13 protein-coding genes are annotated in these 18,990 nt (G+C 41.8%); 9 read left to right on the top strand and 4 right to left on the bottom strand.

Annotation, left to right across the window (positions count from 1 at the left end; translation table 11 throughout):
• Nucleotides 1-19: 19 nt before the first annotated feature.
• Nucleotides 20-658 (bottom strand): DUF502 domain-containing protein, encoded by a 639-nt coding sequence (locus tag QTN47_RS16140; protein WP_369330430.1) that lies wholly within the window; start codon nucleotides 656-658, stop codon nucleotides 20-22.
• Between the two features lie 230 nt (nucleotides 659-888).
• Between QTN47_RS16140 and QTN47_RS16145 the strand changes: the two genes are divergently transcribed.
• The 4 genes from QTN47_RS16145 to QTN47_RS16160 all read left to right on the top strand — a co-directional run bounded on the left by QTN47_RS16145 (nucleotide 889) and on the right by QTN47_RS16160 (nucleotide 7,985).
• The gene (locus tag QTN47_RS16145) at nucleotides 889-1,551 is read left to right on the top strand and encodes a TetR/AcrR family transcriptional regulator (protein WP_369330431.1); all 663 of its coding nucleotides are present in this window, start codon (nucleotides 889-891) and stop codon (nucleotides 1,549-1,551) included.
• A gap of 10 nt (nucleotides 1,552-1,561) precedes the next feature.
• A complete protein-coding gene (locus QTN47_RS16150; RefSeq protein WP_369330432.1) occupies nucleotides 1,562-3,004 on the top strand; it encodes a TolC family protein in 1,443 nt (480 codons plus the stop codon).
• 35 nt (nucleotides 3,005-3,039) lie between these two features.
• A complete protein-coding gene (locus QTN47_RS16155; RefSeq protein ID WP_369330433.1) occupies nucleotides 3,040-4,194 on the top strand; it encodes an efflux RND transporter periplasmic adaptor subunit in 1,155 nt (384 codons plus the stop codon).
• Between the two features lie 218 nt (nucleotides 4,195-4,412).
• Complete coding sequence (locus tag QTN47_RS16160) at nucleotides 4,413-7,985, top strand: efflux RND transporter permease subunit (protein WP_369330434.1); 3,573 nt, start codon at nucleotides 4,413-4,415, stop codon at nucleotides 7,983-7,985.
• A gap of 404 nt (nucleotides 7,986-8,389) precedes the next feature.
• On the opposite strand, the gene QTN47_RS16165 is transcribed toward QTN47_RS16160, so the two are convergent.
• Nucleotides 8,390-8,932, bottom strand: a complete 543-nt coding sequence (locus QTN47_RS16165) for a YciE/YciF ferroxidase family protein (protein WP_369330435.1) — start codon at nucleotides 8,930-8,932, stop codon at nucleotides 8,390-8,392.
• Between the two features lie 238 nt (nucleotides 8,933-9,170).
• Complete coding sequence (locus QTN47_RS16170; RefSeq protein WP_369330436.1) at nucleotides 9,171-10,328, bottom strand: dipeptidase; 1,158 nt, start codon at nucleotides 10,326-10,328, stop codon at nucleotides 9,171-9,173.
• A gap of 129 nt (nucleotides 10,329-10,457) precedes the next feature.
• Here QTN47_RS16170 and QTN47_RS16175 point away from each other — a divergent pair, with 129 nt between their 5' ends.
• Entirely contained in the window at nucleotides 10,458-11,180 is a 723-nt protein-coding gene (locus tag QTN47_RS16175; RefSeq protein ID WP_369330437.1) for a 2-phosphosulfolactate phosphatase, read from the top strand.
• A gap of 315 nt (nucleotides 11,181-11,495) precedes the next feature.
• Here QTN47_RS16175 and acs read toward each other — a convergent pair whose 3' ends face one another.
• Nucleotides 11,496-13,418, bottom strand: a complete 1,923-nt coding sequence (gene acs, locus QTN47_RS16180; protein WP_369330438.1) for an acetate--CoA ligase — start codon at nucleotides 13,416-13,418, stop codon at nucleotides 11,496-11,498.
• 317 nt (nucleotides 13,419-13,735) lie between these two features.
• Between acs and QTN47_RS16185 the strand changes: the two genes are divergently transcribed.
• From QTN47_RS16185 to QTN47_RS16200, 4 genes are all read left to right on the top strand, one after another.
• Nucleotides 13,736-15,313: an MFS transporter gene (locus tag QTN47_RS16185; protein WP_369330439.1), complete on the top strand. Its 1,578-nt coding sequence runs from the start codon at nucleotides 13,736-13,738 to the stop codon at nucleotides 15,311-15,313.
• Between the two features lie 100 nt (nucleotides 15,314-15,413).
• Nucleotides 15,414-15,626: a DUF6814 family protein gene (locus tag QTN47_RS16190; protein WP_369330440.1), complete on the top strand. Its 213-nt coding sequence runs from the start codon at nucleotides 15,414-15,416 to the stop codon at nucleotides 15,624-15,626.
• An 805-nt stretch (nucleotides 15,627-16,431) separates the two neighbouring features.
• Nucleotides 16,432-17,553 carry an aspartyl protease family protein gene (locus QTN47_RS16195; protein ID WP_369330441.1) on the top strand — a complete coding sequence of 374 codons (1,122 nt, stop codon included), beginning with the start codon at nucleotides 16,432-16,434 and terminating at the stop codon, nucleotides 17,551-17,553.
• Nucleotides 17,554-17,679: 126 nt separating this feature from the next.
• Entirely contained in the window at nucleotides 17,680-18,918 is a 1,239-nt protein-coding gene (locus QTN47_RS16200) for a M16 family metallopeptidase (protein WP_369330442.1), read from the top strand.
• The last annotated feature ends 72 nt before the right edge of the window (nucleotides 18,919-18,990 follow it).

Raw genomic sequence — 18,990 nt, forward strand, 5'->3', positions numbered from 1 at the left:
GCATTATTAGTCGTCAAAGCTATTCCAGATGTGTTACACCACCAGATACCACAAACTTCATAGCTTCAGCAGAATTAATATGTAAAGATTTTACCCGTGTTTTCGGCACAAAATAAGTTATTCCTGAAATTGCATATGAATGAGGAACATAAACCGTAACGTGCTCCATCAGGTCAAAGTGTGATGCATCCTCCTGCGTAATAAAACCAATGCGCCATACATCATCGGCATCTACATTTACCAAAACCGGTTTGTCAAACTTTTTCTTATTACCCGCAAAAGCCTCAAAAAAGTCTTTTACAGAACTGTAAATAAATTTAATTCCCGGCGTTTTTTCAAGAATTGTATCTACAACATCCACCAGTTTTCCCACAAAAAAAGAAGATGAGATCCGCCCGATAAGCATCACGATCACAATAACCACCACAAACCCAAGTCCCGGAATACGTCTCGGCAAGCCATTTTCATCCACGCCCATTAAATTGGGAAAAAGTTTGTTGGTAAGATCCGGCAGAATTGTATCCACAGAGTTAAACAAAAAATACACCGCATAGGCAGTAATGCCAATGGGGGCAATAACAACCAAACCCTGGAGAAAATATTGAAGCAATCTTCTCCAATGCAGTCCAACAAGAAGTCTGCGCCTCAGCGAACTCATAATAGATTTATTTTAACTGTAAAGTAAGCAACTATTACATTTCCGGGCATAGTATTACCAAACGCCGTATGCGCTATACTTTATTTATACTTTTTAAAACGTTTTGTAACCCCCTGCCGGTAAAATTAAACCTGCAACACATTATGTTTAAACATTATTTAAGCGTTAATCCTTATCTTGCAACTTATCCTTCATTTTGACCACTCAGATAAAAATGAAAAGAAAAACTAATGGAAACTATTGTAACGAAAAAAGTTTCTATAGTTTTGTCCACCAGTTTAGGAAAAATGAAGGAAAGAATACAACAAAAGGCGCGAGAATTATTCCTGAAATACGGATTTAAGTCTGTTACAATGGATGAGATTGCCAGCCAGTCAGGTATTAGTAAAAAAACTATTTACCAGTTTTTTGCTGATAAAGATGAGCTGGTTGAAGACGTGATGCAGAAGGAGTTGAATTCTATGCGTGATGAATGTATCCGTCAACGGGAAGAATCCCAAAACGCAATTGAGGAATTGATCCAGGACCTTGAATCAAAAATGATGACCATGGAGGCCATGAACCCTTTTATTGTTTTTGATCTGGAAAAATTTTATCCGCAAGCTTTCCTGGTATTTAAAAAACATAAGGAGAGTTTTTTGCTCGAGCTGATAAGGCGGAATATTGAGCGCGGCATTGAAGAAGGCGTTTATAGAAATGACTTTAATGTTGACATTATTTCCAAATTCCGGCTTGAAAGTTCTTTTTTAATCTTCAACCAGGACCTGTATCCCAATAGCAAATACAGCCTGATGGATGTTGCGAGAGAACTGTATTATCATTTTCTCTATGGCATATCTACCGAAAAAGGCAGACAGATCATTGAGAAATACCAACACAAAAAAACCATATAAAACCAACATTATGCAATATCTAAAGCGCATAGGAACCGTGTGTTTGTTTAGTGCTACAGCTTTTATGTCGGTTGCACAAAGTCCGCAAGCGGTCCCTGCATCTCAGACCTCGCAAGAGACAGCATATCATGAGTTTTCGGTACAACAATGCGTTGAATACGCCAGGAAGAATAATGTACAGGTAAAGAATGCACTGATTGATTACAAAATTCAACAGCAAACCAACCGGGGTATTACCGCCACTGCTCTACCGCAGGTGAATGGTAGTGTTGGTACTAACTTTTTCCCCAATGTTCCGGTGCAGGTATTTCCCAACTTTATTGCGATGGGAACCTACGGTGTTCTGGAGCATGAAGGCGTAAAGAACGGAAGTGGCCAACCCATTACCTCCCCTGCAGATTTTGGTTATATCAGTGCCGCTTTTGGTACCAAGTGGAATGCATCAGCAGGAGTTACTTTATCGCAGATATTGTTTGACGGACAGGTGTTTGTTGGTTTGCAGGCGCGTAAGGCTTCATTGGACTATCAAATGAAAAATTTTGAGGTTACTGATGAAAACATCCGCACCAATATTTACAAAGTGTATTACCAGCTGGTGGTTAGTAAAACACAGATGGAACAAATTGATGCGAACATTACACGTACGGCAAAACTGTATAACGATACAAAGGCGATGCATGCCAATGGTTTTACGGAGCAACTGGATGTTGATCGCGCCGCAGTTCAGTTAGCTAATCTTGAAACACAAAAGCTAACTACCCAAAGAACAATTGACAATGGTTATCTCGGATTGAAATACCTGATCGGTATGCCGATACAGGACTCGATTGTATTAACAGATAAAATCACTGAGGACAACATCAGGAAAGGTTTACTGGAGGACAGTACTTTCCAGTATTCTGACAGAAAAGACTATCAGTTGCTTGAGCAGGTTAACATTCTGAATGATTACAATGTAAAGAGATATAAATACATGTACCTGCCGTCCGCAAACTTAACAAGCCAGTTTGCCAAACAGGCTTATCGCGGACAATTCGACTTTATTGGAAAAGGCGATTGGTTCACTACATGGTTTATTGGCCTGAATATCAATATTCCGATTTTTGACGGAATGACTAAAGCTGCCAACGTGCAAAAGGCCAAACTGCAGGCAGAGCAGACGCACAACCAGATGGAATACCTCAAGTTGAATATTGATACCGATGTAGAAACAGCGCGTAACAAATTCAGAGCAGCGATCATTACACTGGAAAACCAACGCAACAATATGAAACTGGCAGAACAGGTATACAACCAGTCGAGGAAAAAATATGAAGCTGGGTTGGGTTCAACAACGGATATCACCAATTCGCAGACTGACCTTATCAATGCACAAACCAATTTTATCAATGCCTTATATGATGCTGTAATTGCCAAGATTGATTACACAAAAGCCATTGGTAAACTTCCATAAACACAACCATTACCATCAATTTCAAATTACTCTATATGCAAAGGGGGATACATTTAATACTTATCGCAGCCATTACATTAGCATTTGCTTCTTGTGGCTCAACTACAGATAAAAAGGATGATCTGTCCAAGAAAAAGGCGAAACTGGAAGAATTAAAAACACAGCAAATAAAGGTTAGCGAGGAAATAACCAAACTGGAGGAGGAAATCTTTAAACTGGATCCATCATCCCGTCCTGAAAAAGCGAAGCTTGTTGCATTAACATCAGTAGCGCCTTCAACTTTTACGCACTATATTGATCTGCAGGGAAAGATTGAATCAGAAAATATCGCTTACGTAACTCCTCGCGGTACCGGCGGCCAGGTAAAAGCAGTGTACGTAAAAAAGGGGGATGCCGTTAAAAAAGGGCAGCTTTTGTTAAAGCTTGATGCAGCGCTGGCGCAAAAACAACTTGACCAGGCACAAACGCAATTGACCTACGCAAAAGACATTTACCAGCGCCGTGAAAACCTGTGGAAACAAAATATAGGTACAGAAGTGGAACTGATCGGTGCAAAGAACAACGTTGAACTGGCTGAAAAACAGATTGCGCTGATAAAAGAGCAAATGTCCTTCAGCAACGTATATGCAGAAATGGATGGTGTAGCTGACGATGTGACTATCCGCGTGGGTGAATTCTTTACAGGAAATCCGCAGTCAGGTTATATCCGCCTGGTAAATACTTCAAACCTTAAGGTTACAGCTCAGGTTCCGGAAAACTATCTTGGAAAAGTTAAGCAAGGCGACAACCTGCTGATCAACCTTCCGGACATCAATAAAAATGTAACGGCACGAATAACCAATGCAGGTAAAATGATCGATCCGAATTCCCGCTCATTTTATGTAGAGGCTAAACTACCGGCAGATAATGTGTTCAGGCCAAACCAGATAGCACTTGTTAAAATACAGGATTATACAGCTTCAAATGCCATCACTGTTCCGGTAAACACCATGCAGACGGATGAGAAAGGAAAATTTGTGTTGGTTGCCGTTAAAGAAAACGGAAAGCTGATTGCACGCAAACGCGCGGTTACAGAAGGCCAGATGTATAGCGATAAGATTGAAGTAAAAAGCGGTCTTCAACAAGGCGACTCCGTTATTACGGAAGGTTTCCAGGGTTTGTATGATGGACAACTGATCACTACCAGCTAATAATAAGGCAAAAGTAAAAAGTAAAAATTCAAAAGCTTGGCGGCCACCCTTCGCAAGCGTACAAGAGAGGTGGCATCTAGACTTTGTAATGGAAATATTGCGCAATATGTATGACGTGCGGCATTACAGCCTCGGTTTTGACTTTTGATTTTTGAATTTTGACTTCTCAAATTGACTTGATGCTATTTTAACGCCCGCGTGGCAAAACTAAACTTAGTATGAGCGCACTTGAAAATATTACGGGAAAGTTTAAAGAGTTTAAACCTACCTCCTGGGCCATTAAGAATAAGACTTCTGTTTACTTATTAATGTTAATAGTCAGCCTTTGGGGGCTTAATGTTTTTATCACTACACCTAAGGAACAGTTTCCTGACGTGGTGATTCCCACTATTTACGTACAGACCATTTATGTAGGCAACTCACCAAAAGACATTGAAAACCTTGTAACGCGTCCGATTGAAAAACAGATAAAAGGCATAACCGGCGCCAAGATCAAAAAATTTACAAGTACTTCTCAACAGGATTATTCAGCTATTATCGTTGAATTTGATACAGAAGTAAAGACTGATATCGGTCTTCAAAAAGTGAAAGACGCCGTTGACAAGGCCAAGCAGGATCTTCCCAACGATCTTACACAGGAACCCACGGTTCTTGAAGTTAGCCTTTCTGACGTTCCGGTTATGTATGTGAATATCAGCGGTAACTACGACCAGCAGCGCCTGAAAAAGTTTGCTGATGATATGAAGGACAGGCTGGAAGATCTTTCGCAGATTAACCGTGTTGATATTGTTGGCGCCCCTGAACGTGAGTTTCAGATCAACGTGGACAATTACCGCATGCAAAGTGCCGGTGTAACATTTGATGATATTGCCGGTGCAGTTGCCCGCGAGAATATGGATATCTCCGGTGGTCTGCTGGATGTTGGCAACATGAAACGCAATCTTCAGTTGAAGGGCCAGTTTAAAACTGCTTTTGATATTGAAAAAGTAGTGCTGCGTAACAGCTCAGGAGCTCCAATCTACTTGAAAGATATTGCCACAATTAAAGACACCATTAAGGAAAGGGAAAGCTACGCCCGTTTGGATGGAAAAAATGTGGTTACCCTTAACATCATCAAACGTTCAGGAGAAAACCTTATCGAAACTTCTGAAGAAGTGCAAAAGGTTGTGGATGAAATGAAGGGTAGTCAGTTCCCTAAAGACCTGGATGTTGTTATTACCGGTGACATGAGCACCAAAACAAAAACTTCGTTCAACGATCTTGTTAACTCAATAGTTATTGGTTTCGTACTCGTACTGCTGATCCTGATGTTCTTCATGGGCGTGGTCAATGCCTTCTTTGTGGCATTGTCCGTACCATTAAGCATGTTCGTTGCGTTTATGTTTTTACCGAGCGCCGAAATTATCATCGGATCGCATGTAACATTGAATTTTATCGTGCTATTTGCGCTGTTGTTTGGACTGGGTATTATTGTGGATGATGCCATTGTGGTTATTGAAAATACACACCGCATATTTACACAAGGCAAGGGCCGTATAAGCGCTCCCCGAAGCGCGATGATGGCTGCAGGCGAAGTATTTGTACCAGTACTTGCAGGTACGCTTACAACGCTGGCACCATTCTTCCCACTTCTGTTCTGGCCGGGTATTATTGGTAAGTTCATGATTTACTTACCCGCCATGCTCATCTTTACGCTGACTGCATCACTTATTGTGGCGTTCATCATGAACCCTGTGTTCGCGGTAGACTTTATGTCGCACGAGGACGGTAAGCCTGAACCAAAATCAGCCATCTTTAAAAAGCCGATGTTCTGGATTGCGTTGGCAGCCGGTATTTTGCTGGATGTGTCCGGATACCCATTTGCAGGAAATCTGCTGATTTGCCTCGTACTGTTGGTGTTGCTATATCGCTATGTTTTAGATGGTGTGATCCACGCCTTCCAGCACCGTGCGTTACCATGGATCATGGGACATTATGAAGACCTGTTGCGTTGGGCACTGAAAGGATGGAGGCCCGTATGGCTACTGGTGGGAACATTTGGTATGCTTGTATTCTCTTTCGTGTTCTTCGGTGCGAGTGGGGTTCCTGTTGTATTCTTCCCGAAAGGTGATCCGAACCAGATCTTTGTTTACATGAAACTACCGGTGGGTACGTCCGTTGAGTATACTGATTCTGTCACAAAAATACTGGAGAACCGTGTGTACAAGATCCTGAAAATGGAGAACGGGAAAAAGAATCCGCTTGTTGAAAGTGTGATCACGAACGTTGCAGTTGGTGCCGCCGATCCAAACAGCGGGGATAGAAGTACACGCAGCGAGCTGGGCCGTATACAGGTTTCATTTGTTGAATTTGAAAAACGTGAAGGTATTCACACGCGTCCATATTTGGATAGCATCCGTAATGCAATGAAGGGCATTCCTGGTGCAGAGATCGGTGTTGACCAGGAAGCGAGCGGACCTCCTACAGATCCTCCCGTTAACTTAGAAATAGCCAGTGAAGATTTTGATAACCTGATCAAAACATCGGTTTCGTTGAAGAACTATCTGGACTCATTGCAGGTGCCGGGAGTTGAGGAGTTGAAGATGGATGTTGATTTGAACAATCCGGAAATTACACTTAGTGTTGACCGCGAACGCGCATTGATTGAAGGTGTGTCATCCGCACAGATCGGTCAAACGATCAGAACAGCATTATTTGGTCGTGAAGTATCAAAGATTAAAGAAGGCAAAGAAGAATATAAGATACAACTACGCAACAATGAATTGCAACGTAAGAACCTGGTAGAACTGCTGAACATGAAAGTGTTTTTCAGGGATATGGCAACGGGTGGTTTTAAAGATATACCGATAAGCAACCTGGTAAAAATTGATCTGACCAGTACGCTTGGCAGTGTTAAGCGTAAAAATCAGAAACGTTTGATCACGTTAAGATCGAATGTGCTTACAGGTTATACACCTACCGCTGTTAACCAGGTTATCGCGAGAGATCTGGACAATTTTAAAGGCAAGGCAGATGGTGTTACTATCAAGCAAACGGGTGAGGGAGAACAGCAGGCTGAGACAGCAAGCTTTCTTGGAAATGCTTTGTTGATTGCATTGATGTTGATCTTGTTCATACTTGTGTTACAGTTTAACTCCATCAGTAAGGCTGTGATCATCTTGACGGAAATCATCTTCAGTGTTATTGGTGTGTTGTTAGGATTTTCAATTACGGGAATGGAAGTATCTGTTGTTATGACGGGTGTGGGTATACTTGGTCTTGCAGGTATCGTAATCAAGAATGGTATCCTTGTGATTGAATTCACTGAAGAGCTAAGGGCACGAGGTTTGAAAACAAGAGAAGCAATTGTACAGGCGGGTAAAACACGTATCATTCCTGTATTGCTGACTGCATTGGCGGTAATACTTGGTCTTATACCGCTGGCAGTTGGTTTCAACATCAACTTCGTAACGCTGTTTGCAGATTTAAATCCGCATATCTTCTTTGGTGGTGATAACGCTGTGTTCTGGAAACCCCTTTCCTGGACCATCATATTTGGTGTAATGTTCGCGTTCTTTATGACGCTGGTTATTGTACCCAGTATGTACCTGATAGCTGAAAGATTGAAGAGACCAATGCGCAGAATATTTAAAGGAAGATGGGTAAGCATGGCTGGTATTCCGCCACTCACTGTAATATTCTTCGTCATGGTGTTTATAACGATGTTCGTTCAACGCTTTAACGTGGCTCGCCGTAGAAGAAAGCTGGTTGGCGAAAAAGTGAATAACGCATTCATTGGTAGTTGGTTTTAGGAAGCTGTGAGCTATCAGCTATTAGCTGCCAGCTTATTGCGGAGGAGATTTAAATGAAATAACAAAGAAGATCAGTCCGACAGACCCGATGGTTTTAGGATCTGAACTTTAAATGATACAGTTGGTTTTGGTTGAAATGTGTGCCGCCTTCTTAATTGAGGGTGGCATACTCTTTTAAGCTATGAGCTATCAGCTGTCGGCTATGAGCTTATCGAAGCGGAGATTGGAGCGAAGGTGAATATGCCGCCGTGGTTCGTGTCATCCGTGCCGTGGTTCGTGTCCCACGAACCACATCATCATACACAACTCACGACCCACATTATAACACAATAAAAAGACCGCTTTTCAGCGGCCTTCAATTTACACGGGAATAGGAACATGTTGTTCAATACAAATGAGCACATTTATTCATGCAGCGCTTCTTCATTAACCATTGACTCGGCTATCCTGGTAAGATTGGAGTCGGTTTCCTTTTCTTCGTTTAATGTTTGTTCCAGCAACTTTGCAATATCGCTATGCCCCATTGTTTTTGCGAATGTGGCGAGTGTTCCGTAAGAGGCTATTTCATAGTGTTCTACTTTCTGAGCCGCAGAAATCAATGCCGCATCACGCACGCTTGAACCATCTTCTGTTTCTTCCTTCAATTCTTCAGCTTCTTGTATTAGACCTTCCATTGCAGGACATTTTTTAGCTACAGGTTTCATTTCCAACAGTTCAAATACCTGTTCAAGGCGCTGCACATGCCCTTCGGTTTGAGATTGATGCTCTGCAAATGCACTCGCCAGCTCTTCAGACGTTGCTGCTTTCTGCATTTTTGTTAATGCTTTTACCAGTGCTTTTTCTGCCCAATAAATGTCCTTTACCTCATCAACAAATAGTTTGTGGAATTCGGAATTTTTCATTGATTCACTCATATTATCTCCGTTTCCACTTGCTGCATTTTTCATAACAAATAAGTTTAAAGATTTGACAATGATCGTTTCTCTATTTTGCTACAAAAATGCCGCCTGATATGCCGAACACTTAAATTACGTCTGAACGGTGTTACACATTGGTCCGCGTGAGTTGCAGATTACTTCTATTGATGAAATAATTCCTCAATAAATATAACCTGCAATATGTGGCCCTGGTTTGATAAGGTCCGGTTGGTGTGACATCAAACGTCCTGAATAAACTGTACGCTTCTTACCGTGCGTTTGCTTTGAGAACGCGCAAGAAATTTCCGCCGAGTATTTTTTTGATATCCTTTTTACTATATCCCCTGGCGATAAGTTCTTTCGTAATCAGCGGATATGTCGTCACATTATTTAATTGTTGAGGAGGCAGGCTTATACCATCAAAGTCGGAACCGAGACCAACATAGTCTATTCCAACAAGCTTAACTATATAATCCAAATGATCAAATAACAGGGAAAACGGGGCTTTGATCTTTTCAATTTCTGTTGCATATCTCTTATCAAGAATGCTGTCCACACTGTTAGGATTTACACTTTTGATGGAATCAATTTCATTTTTATGCAGCGCAATAAAAGCGTTATATTTTCTTTGAAAACTACTGTCAAGAAATCCCGAGAAAAAATTCAGTTGAATTACACCACCATTTTTTGCCAAGGCTTTGATCTGGTCATCTTTTAAATTTCTGAAAACAGGACACAGATTATACACGCAGCTGTGTGAAATCAATACCGGCTTTGTGGTTACACTTATAGCATCTTTAAAAGTCTGTTCCCCCACATGACTGAGATCAACCATCATTCCCAGTTCATTCATTCGTCTTACAATCTGTTTTCCTTTTTCGCTTAATCCCTTTGGCTGATGCACCAAAGAATCCGTTATTTCTTCCATAGCCGAAGTTGCCCAGGGATTGGAATTGTTCCATGTCAACGTCATGTAACAGGTTCCGCGTTTGCGCAGGCTGTCCAGTTTTTGTATATCATCCTCAATCATATGGCCGCCCTCCACTCCTATCATAGCCGCCAGTTTATGTTGCTTCAGCGCTTTTTTTACATCTCCATATGTTTTTGCAATCATCATGGAAGAGCTGTTTCGAGCTACCCACGCGTACAAAGTATCAATTTCCCGGTTGGCCCACGCAAAAGGTTGTGGCTGCTTGCCATCACACCAGATAGAAAATACCTGCACATCCACACCACCGGTTTTCATCCTGGCAAGGTCGCTGTGCGTTTTGCCTGCCAGGTTTTCATCAAAACTGTACCCTTTCTCAATACATGTCGAAATAATGTCGTTGTGGGTATCAGCAAGAACTGCTTTCTCATGTATTTTTTGGTATGATTGCGCATATGCAAACCGGAACAGGAATAAAAGACAAAGAAGGTATTTCATGCAGTTGTGTTTTGGTCTCATTGGTCATGAAAGATAGCCAATATTCGTTTTTATTCGCGGGCGTATATTACAAAATAGCTGATTAAATAAGTAGTTTAATGTTTTTGGCGGAGGGTTATCTTTGCAGCCATGCAAAACAAACCTACGATTCACACAATACTGTCTCCGTCATTGCTCAAGTTGTATAATGTTTCAGACAGTATCGTTGTGATCATCGATGTATTCAGAGCTACTTCAACAATTGCTACGGCTTTATTTAACGGAGCGGACAAGGTTATCCCTGTTTCCAGCGTGGAAGATTGCGTTACAATAGGGCGCAACCTCAACGCAATAACCGCGGGAGAAAGAGACGGAAAAATAATTGAAGGATTACAACATGGTAATTCTCCTGCAGAATATCCAAGAAGTTTTATAGAAAATAAAACCCTGGTATTAACAACAACCAACGGCACCAAATTATTACATATGGCGCTGGACAATGGCGCATCGGAAGTTATTACCGGTTCTTTCCCTAATATTTCGGCAGTTTGCGATCATCTTATCAGCCTAAAAAAGAATGTCATTCTCGGATGTTCTGCATGGAAAGATAAATTCAACATGGAAGACACACTTTTTGCCGGCGCGGTGATCAGCAGGATAAAAGAACATTTCACCGTCCATTGCGATAGTAGCATGATGGCGGAAGACATGTATCGTCTCCATAAAAACGATATTTACAGCTTCATCCGCAAAACAACCCACTGGCACAGGCTGGCGGCTTACGGATTAGAAAGCGACCTGGAATATTGTGTTACGGAAGATGTGGCGAATGTATTGCCGATGTATAAGAATAGCGCGCTTGTAAGATCGTAAGACCGTAAGACGTGTAAGACGTGTAAGATGGTAAGATTTGTAAGAAAGTAAGAGGTTGGAAAATAAGAGAATAAAGCCATGGGACAGATGCCTCATGGCTTTATTTTTATAACTATCACGTAAAGAATACGGCAGGTGTTTAATTCGGCTGCTGCACCTGAATAAATCAGCCATCAGCAAATTAGCGATCAGACATCCGACATCGTACCGCCCGAACGTACCGTCGGTACGGGTAGGCATCTGCAGTTGAATCATGAATACCTAAAAAGTACACACTTGCAACTGTGTACTTCGTACTTCGTATTTCGTACTTAACTACAATTTCCCGTTCTTGATCTCTTCAACAACTCCCGGATCCAGCAGCGTCGACGTATCTCCGATGTTTTCCATTTCGTTTTCGGCGATCTTGCGCAAAATGCGGCGCATTATTTTACCGCTTCTTGTTTTTGGCAATCCGCTTACAAACTGAATTTTGTCTGGTTTTGCAATTGGTCCGATGATGCGGGTTACAGTCTGCAAAATATTCTGGCGTTGCAGGTTATCATCACCATGACCGCCATTATAGATCACAAACGCGTAAATGCCCTGGCCTTTGATATCATGCGGATATCCAACTACTGCACTTTCTACCACACCGGCGTGCATATTGATGGCGTTTTCAACTTCGGCAGTTCCAATACGGTGACCGCTTACGTTTAATACATCATCCACACGGCCTGTAATACGGTAGTTGCCTTGTTCATCTTTCAATGCTCCATCACCTGTAAAATAAAGCTCAGGGTAAGTGCTGAAATAATTCTTTTTACAACGTTCATGATCGCCATAAGTCGTTCTGATGATTGCCGGCCACGGAGCTTTGATACAAAGATTTCCTTTGAACTCTCCGTCAACAGCTTCTGTTATTTCCTCTCCTCTGTCGTCAACCAGTATAGGTTGCACACCCGGTAACGGAAGCGTTGCCCAGCTGGGTTTTGACGGAGTAATACCCGCCATATTGGAAATAAGAATGCCTCCGGTTTCCGTTTGCCACCAGGTATCAACAATCGGACATTTTCCTTTTCCAACATGTTCATCAAACCAATGCCATGCTTCTTCATTTATCGGTTCGCCTACAGTTCCAAGCGTTTTCAGCGAAGTAAGTTTTTTGCCCTGCAATGGCCCGAGACCAAAGCCCATCAGGCTTCTGATAGCGGTTGGCGCTGTATAAAGAATATTTACACGGAATTTGTCAACAATATCCCACAAACGTCCTGCATCCGGATAAGTCGGTACACCTTCAAACATTAAAGTAGTAGCGCCTGCACTTAACGGACCGTACACTATATAGCTATGACCTGTGATCCAACCAATATCCGCTGTACAGAAATGGATATCTCCCGGCTGATATTGAAACACGTTCACAAATGTGTAGTTGGTATACACCATATAACCGCCGCACGCGTGTACAACTCCTTTTGGTTTTCCGGTAGAACCAGATGTGTACAGAATAAACAAAGGATCTTCTGCGTCCATTTCTTCCGCCGGACAATCGAACATGCCGAGTGTTTCCACTTTTTTCACTTCATCTTCCCACCACACATCGCGGCCTTTCAACATACTCACCGGAGTTCTCGTGCGGGTACAAACAATCACACGTTTAACAAATCTGCACCCAATTAAAGCATCATCAATAACATTCTTAAGAGGAATATCTTTTTGCCCGCGATAAGCACCATCACACGTAACAATATATTCCGCCTGGGCATCCTGCAATCTGTCTGCAATACTCTGAGCAGAAAAACCACCGAATATTACGGAGTGGATCGCACCGATCCTCGCACAAGCAAGCACTGCAATGGCCAACTCGGGAATCATCCCCATATAAATACAAACACGGTCACCTTTCTTAACGCCATTGTTTTTAAGTACATTGGCAAACTGGCAAACCTTATAATGCAAATCTTTATAGGTAAGAACGCGATGGTGTTCTTCCGGATCATTGGGTTCCCAAATAATTGCGGGCCTGTTGGCCAGATTTTTCAAATGCCTGTCCAAACAATTCTCTGTAATGTTCAGTTTTGCATTTTTGAACCATTCTACTTTAGGTTCCGTAAAATTCCATTCCAATGTCTTGTCCCATTTTCTTCTCCAGTGAAAATGGCTGGCAACATCCGCCCAAAAATTCTCAGGACTCTCAATACTTTGCTTATAAGCCTGTTGGTAAGCCTCAAGCGATTTGATCTGATAAGGATATGACATAAGTAAGCAACTGTTTAAGCGGCCTTAAATGTACGACCAAAGAATTAAACGGGTATGCGAAATAATTATAAATAATAGTGCAAACGATTGATAAAAATGAAAGATTAAAGCCCAAAGCCTAAAGCTTAAAACTTTCTAAATGCCGTATCAGACTAGTGGAAAGGCCATAATATCAATGTTTGATTTACAGATTATTGTAGTCATTTCAACGTGAAATTATTTTGTGATAGCACCTTTTGTGGTTACATTTAGAGAGTGGATAATGATGTTTACCGCTTCATTATCTGCCAGCAACACAAAACGATAATGCGCCATATATGAAACCAATGGAAAACAGCATTCGCCGGGTAATATTTGCTTCTTCGGCCGGCACGCTTATAGAGTGGTACGATTTTTACATTTTTGGCAGCCTTGCCATAGTCATTTCAGAAAAATTTTTCCCGCAAGGCAATCCCACGCTGGCATTTCTCTCAACGCTGGCCACGTTTGCTGCCGGTTTTATCGTGAGGCCTTTTGGTGCACTGGTTTTTGGACGACTGGGCGACATTGTTGGCAGAAAATATACCTTCCTGCTCACACTTGTGATTATGGGCGGTTCCACATTTCTCATTGGCTGTATCCCCACATATGAAACTTTTTCGTGGGCACCGTTAATCGTATTGCTATTGCGATTGCTGCAAGGACTGGCGCTTGGCGGCGAATATGGCGGAGCCGCTACTTATGTGGCCGAACATTCACCAGCAAAAAGAAGAGGTTATTATACAAGCTGGATACAGACAACTGCTACGCTTGGTTTGTTTGTGTCTCTCGGCGTGATACTTATAACACGTAATCTTCTATCCGACGATCAGTTTAAAGCATGGGGATGGCGCTTACCATTTTTGCTAAGTGTTATTTTAGTAATCGTGTCTATCGTCATCCGCATGAAGATGCATGAAAGCCCGCTGTTTAATAAATTAAAAGAGGAAGGCAAGACATCTGTCAATCCGTTAAAAGAAAGCTTCGGACATAAAACCAATCTTAAAATGGTTTTGCTTGCCTTGTTTGGTGCAACCATGGGGCAGGGTGTGGTTTGGTATACGGGACAATTTTATGCGCAAACATTCCTGCTGAAAACATGTAACCTGAATGATGTGCAGGCTAACACATGGATTGGTATTGCATTGTTATTTGCCACACCATTTTTTGTTGTATTTGGTGCATTGAGCGACAGGATCGGACGGAAGTCAATTATGATGGCGGGGATGCTCCTCGCAATTGTTTGTTACCGCCCTATATTTAAAACACTGTATAATGTGACTGACGTTGCTTCAAAAACAGTTGCGAACGAACATACCTCAACAAATTCAAAAGCTGACGCTAAAGATGCCTCGTTGGTGCAACTTATCACAACAACCGAAAAAACATTTACGGATGGTGCAAGCCTTAAAGAAATAAAAACCCAGGCCGCAGATGCAAAAACAATGGTTCCATTAGCCTCTTCAAAACCATTGGTAAAAAAGACAGTCACCCTTAATTCATCGGAGGCATGGAAAATAATTGCGCTCGTTTTTGTATTGGTGCTCTTTGTAACGATGGTGTATGGGCCAATTGCAGCCTTTCTCGTTGAAATGTTTCCAACCAAAATACGATACACAAGTATGAGTCTTCCTTATCATATAGGCAACGGTGTATTCGGCGGACTCGTACCATTTATTGCAACACTAATGTTTGAATATTCCAAAACACCCGCAAATCCGGCGGGCGACGTACTTGCAGGTCTGTGGTACCCGATCGCCATTGCAGGTTTATGTGCGATCATCGGCATGCTTTATCTGAGTAATAAAATAACGACGCATATTGATGAGGCCGAAAATGAATATGTTCATTCGACGCCTAAGAAGGAGATGCTGTGATAGGTGTGAGGGGGAAGGTTTCAGGTGTCAGGTATCAGGTTTAAATGTCTCACAATGATATGCACAGAATTGATTGAAATGTTTTTTTAAAATAGTTTGTATGAATCTGCTAAAAAGAATATTGGGCGTTGTATGGATGCTTATTGGTCCTGCAGCTATTGCTTTTTTGATTTATGAAGCCATTCAGAAAATAAGCGCCAATCCAAGCCAGGATGTTTACCTGCCGTGGATTATCATCATTACCATCTTTGCACCTATTGCAGTAGGATTTGTGATTTTTGGGTATTACTCGTTGAATGGGGAATACGAGTAAGATGTGAGATGTACGGTGTACGATGTACGATGTGAGAGGCCGGATGTAATGACGCGTGTTGGATGTGAAATCAAGTACGAAGTACGATTTACGAAGTACGCGGGTGTTGCTGGTTTACAAATCACTTGCCGGCTGATAGCTGACAGCTGCAAGTACGAAGTACAATTTACGAAGTACGTAGGTGTTACAGGTTTCGAAATCAGATGCAGACTCATGTTCTTTAGCTAATAGCTGAATGCTGATAGCTGATAGCTGCAGGTACAATTTATGAAGTAATCACTGTTATGGGTTTGTCAATCACATTGCTGCCTGATGACAAATGGCAAATAACTGATTGCTGACAGCTGATAGCTCATAGCTCATAACTGCAAGTACGATTTATGAAGTAATCAGCTGTTATGGATTGTCAATCACATTGCTGCCTGATGGCAAATGGCAAATAGCTGATTGCTGACAGCTGATAGCTCATAGCTCATAACTGCAAGTACGATTTATGAAGTAATCAGCTGTTATGAATTTGTCAATCACATTGCTGCCCGATGACAAATGACAAATAGCTGATTGCTGACAGCTGATAGCTAATAGCTCATAGCCGTTAGCCGTTTGTCATAATTTTATTGAGCGGCTTGTTGATGCAAGTCAATTGTTGTAATTTCAAAGCAACTTATTTAGGAAGAATATACCGCCGATTGTGCAACACACCTTTAGATCTATACAAACTATTTTGCTCCGGCTTAAACTACTATTAATCTGCATTGCCTGCTATTCTCCGTACGGTTGGTCGCAGCAGAAACAATATCCAGGCATGCCGCCTCTTCCGGCAATCAAGCTTTCTACAATTCCTTTTTACCAGATAACCGGCGGCATTATCATTGTTACGGCAGTATTAGACGACTATAAAGATTCGCTGAACTTTGTGCTGGATACTGGTAGCGGAGGCATCTCGCTTGATTCTACAACCTGCGCTTATCTTGGTGTAAAAAAACAACTGAGTGAAAAAACCGTGCGCGGCATTGCGGGAATGAAAACCGTTGAATTTGCATACAATCACACGCTCCAAATAAGTAATCTGAAGGTTGACAGCCTGGATTTTCACATCAACAATTATGATCTTTTATCGAGCACTTATGGGGTTAAGATTGATGGCATCATCGGCTATAGTTTTCTGCGGAGATATATTGTTGAAATTGATTACGACAAATTTCAACTGAATGTCTTTTTACAGGGTGCATACAAATATCCTAAAGGCGGATATATGTTGCGGCCATCATTCGGTACAATACCTATTCAAAACGTCTATGTCAAAGACAATAACAGTGTTGATACGCGTTACTACTTCGATACCGGCGCGGGCCTTTGCATGCTCTTTTGCAATGACCTGGTTAAGGACAATGAACTGTTTAAACGTAAGCGAAAATTTTACGCAACGCAGGCGGAAGGTTTGGGCGGAAAAAAAACAATGGATCTTACCGTTATAAGAAAGGTCAAAATCGGTCCGTACAGCTTTAAGAATGTGCCGGTTTATGTTTTTGATGATGAGTTTAATATTACCTCCTACCCCATGCTTGGCGGTTTAATCGGCAATGATATTTTGCGCCGCTTTAATGTAACGCTCAACTATGCGGAAAGGGAAATTCATCTGAAGCCCAATAAGCATTATACTGATTCTTTTGACTATTCCTATTCAGGGATGAGTGTTTACCTGATCAATGGGGAGATAACGATTGCTGATATTGTAAAAGGTTCACCTGCAGAACAGGCAGGACTGGAAAACGGCGACATCCTGGTATCTGTTGAAAATAACGTTACAGGAAACATACAGCAGTACAAAACAATGCTGCAAAACGCCGGCACAAAACTGAACCTCATTATCCGGAGAAATGGCGATTTGCTTACCAAACGGATTAAGGTAAAAAGTGTTTTATAAGACATTCATTAAAAGAGCCTGACAATTCACAGAATCGTTAAATTATGAATGGTTTTCCTGCAAGGGAGATATCCGATGTTTAATCCATGCTTTATTCGCATCTTTGCACCCTATTAGAGGTTGAATATGATACATTACAACAGATTTGTTCTGGATAACGGATTAAGGGTTTTGGTTCACGAAGATACAAGTACACCTATGGCCGTGGTTAACATTATGTATGATGTTGGCTCACGCGACGAGAATCCCGACAAAACGGGTTTTGCACACCTATTTGAGCATCTGATGTTTGGCGGAAGTATCAACATTCCCGACTACGATGAGCCCTTGCAAAGAGCAGGCGGAGAAAACAATGCTTACACAACCAACGATCTTACCAACTACTATTGTCAGCTTCCTGCGGAAAATATAGAAACAGCTTTCTGGCTGGAAAGCGACAGAATGCTTAGCCTTGCATTCAGCAAAAAAAGCCTGGATGTGCAGCGCAAAGTGGTTTGTGAAGAGTTTAAAGAACATTACATCAATAAGCCCTACGGTGATGTATGGCATAAAATGCGCGAGTTGGCGTATACTGTGCATCCTTATCGCTGGATGACAATAGGGAAAGATCTTAGCCATATAGAAAATGCGCAGCTAAATGATGTAAAAGAGTTTTTCTTCAAACATTACCGCCCTATTAACGCAATTTTAGTTGTAGCAGGCAATGTGAAAACAGAAGAGATCAAGCGCCTTGCAAATAAATGGTTTGGCGATATTCCAATGGGAGAAAAGTATGTAAGGCATCTTACAGATGAGCCGGTTCAGCACCAGGCCCGCGTATTGGATACGGAAGCAGATGTGCCGCTGAACGCTTTTTACAAAACCTGGCATATGGAATCCCGGTTGGAAAAAGGATATTATGTGGCTGATCTGATCACAGAAATTCTTGGCGGCGGGGGGTCTTCAAGACTTTACCAGGCACTGGTAAAAGAACAAAAGCTGTTCAGCAATATCGATTGTTATCATTTCGGAAGCGTTGATAAAGGGTTGATCACGATTGAGGGCAAATTGGTGAAAGGCGTTTCGATGGATAAAGCCGAACAAGCAGTCAACGAAGTAATTGAAAAGATGCAGGCTGATTCTGTGAGTGAAACGGAACTTCAAAAAGTGAAGAACAAAACAGAAAGCATCATTGCATTTGAGGATATGACCATCATGAGCCGTGCGAACAGTCTCGCATTTTATGAATTGCTTGGAGACCCGGATCTCATGAATAAGGAGCTGGAAAAATATCAGCAAATAACTGCGGGAGACATTCTTTCCTACAGCAAATCAACGCTGGATGCAGCAAATAGCAGCACATTGCATTACTATAGCAAGAATTAATATCAAAACACTTAGTTATTCATCCGGTCAATTGTAGAAGTGACCGGATGTTTTATTTATAGGGTAGCATAA

The organism is Danxiaibacter flavus, from assembly GCF_041060425.1.
Lineage (GTDB): Bacteria > Bacteroidota > Bacteroidia > Chitinophagales > Chitinophagaceae > Danxiaibacter > Danxiaibacter flavus.

Coding starts and splice junctions, on each gene's coding strand:
- QTN47_RS16155 (WP_369330433.1), top strand. CDS start 3,040: ATGCAAAGGGGGATACATTTAATACTTATCGCAGCCATTACATTAGCA.
- QTN47_RS16190 (WP_369330440.1), top strand. CDS start 15,414: ATGAATCTGCTAAAAAGAATATTGGGCGTTGTATGGATGCTTATTGGT.
- acs (WP_369330438.1), bottom strand. CDS start 13,418: ATGTCATATCCTTATCAGATCAAATCGCTTGAGGCTTACCAACAGGCT.
- QTN47_RS16145 (WP_369330431.1), top strand. CDS start 889: ATGGAAACTATTGTAACGAAAAAAGTTTCTATAGTTTTGTCCACCAGT.
- QTN47_RS16200 (WP_369330442.1), top strand. CDS start 17,680: ATGATACATTACAACAGATTTGTTCTGGATAACGGATTAAGGGTTTTG.
- QTN47_RS16160 (WP_369330434.1), top strand. CDS start 4,413: ATGAGCGCACTTGAAAATATTACGGGAAAGTTTAAAGAGTTTAAACCT.
- QTN47_RS16140 (WP_369330430.1), bottom strand. CDS start 658: ATGAGTTCGCTGAGGCGCAGACTTCTTGTTGGACTGCATTGGAGAAGA.
- QTN47_RS16170 (WP_369330436.1), bottom strand. CDS start 10,328: ATGAAATACCTTCTTTGTCTTTTATTCCTGTTCCGGTTTGCATATGCG.
- QTN47_RS16165 (WP_369330435.1), bottom strand. CDS start 8,932: ATGAAAAATGCAGCAAGTGGAAACGGAGATAATATGAGTGAATCAATG.
- QTN47_RS16195 (WP_369330441.1), top strand. CDS start 16,432: ATGCCGCCTCTTCCGGCAATCAAGCTTTCTACAATTCCTTTTTACCAG.
- QTN47_RS16175 (WP_369330437.1), top strand. CDS start 10,458: ATGCAAAACAAACCTACGATTCACACAATACTGTCTCCGTCATTGCTC.
- QTN47_RS16150 (WP_369330432.1), top strand. CDS start 1,562: ATGCAATATCTAAAGCGCATAGGAACCGTGTGTTTGTTTAGTGCTACA.
- QTN47_RS16185 (WP_369330439.1), top strand. CDS start 13,736: ATGAAACCAATGGAAAACAGCATTCGCCGGGTAATATTTGCTTCTTCG.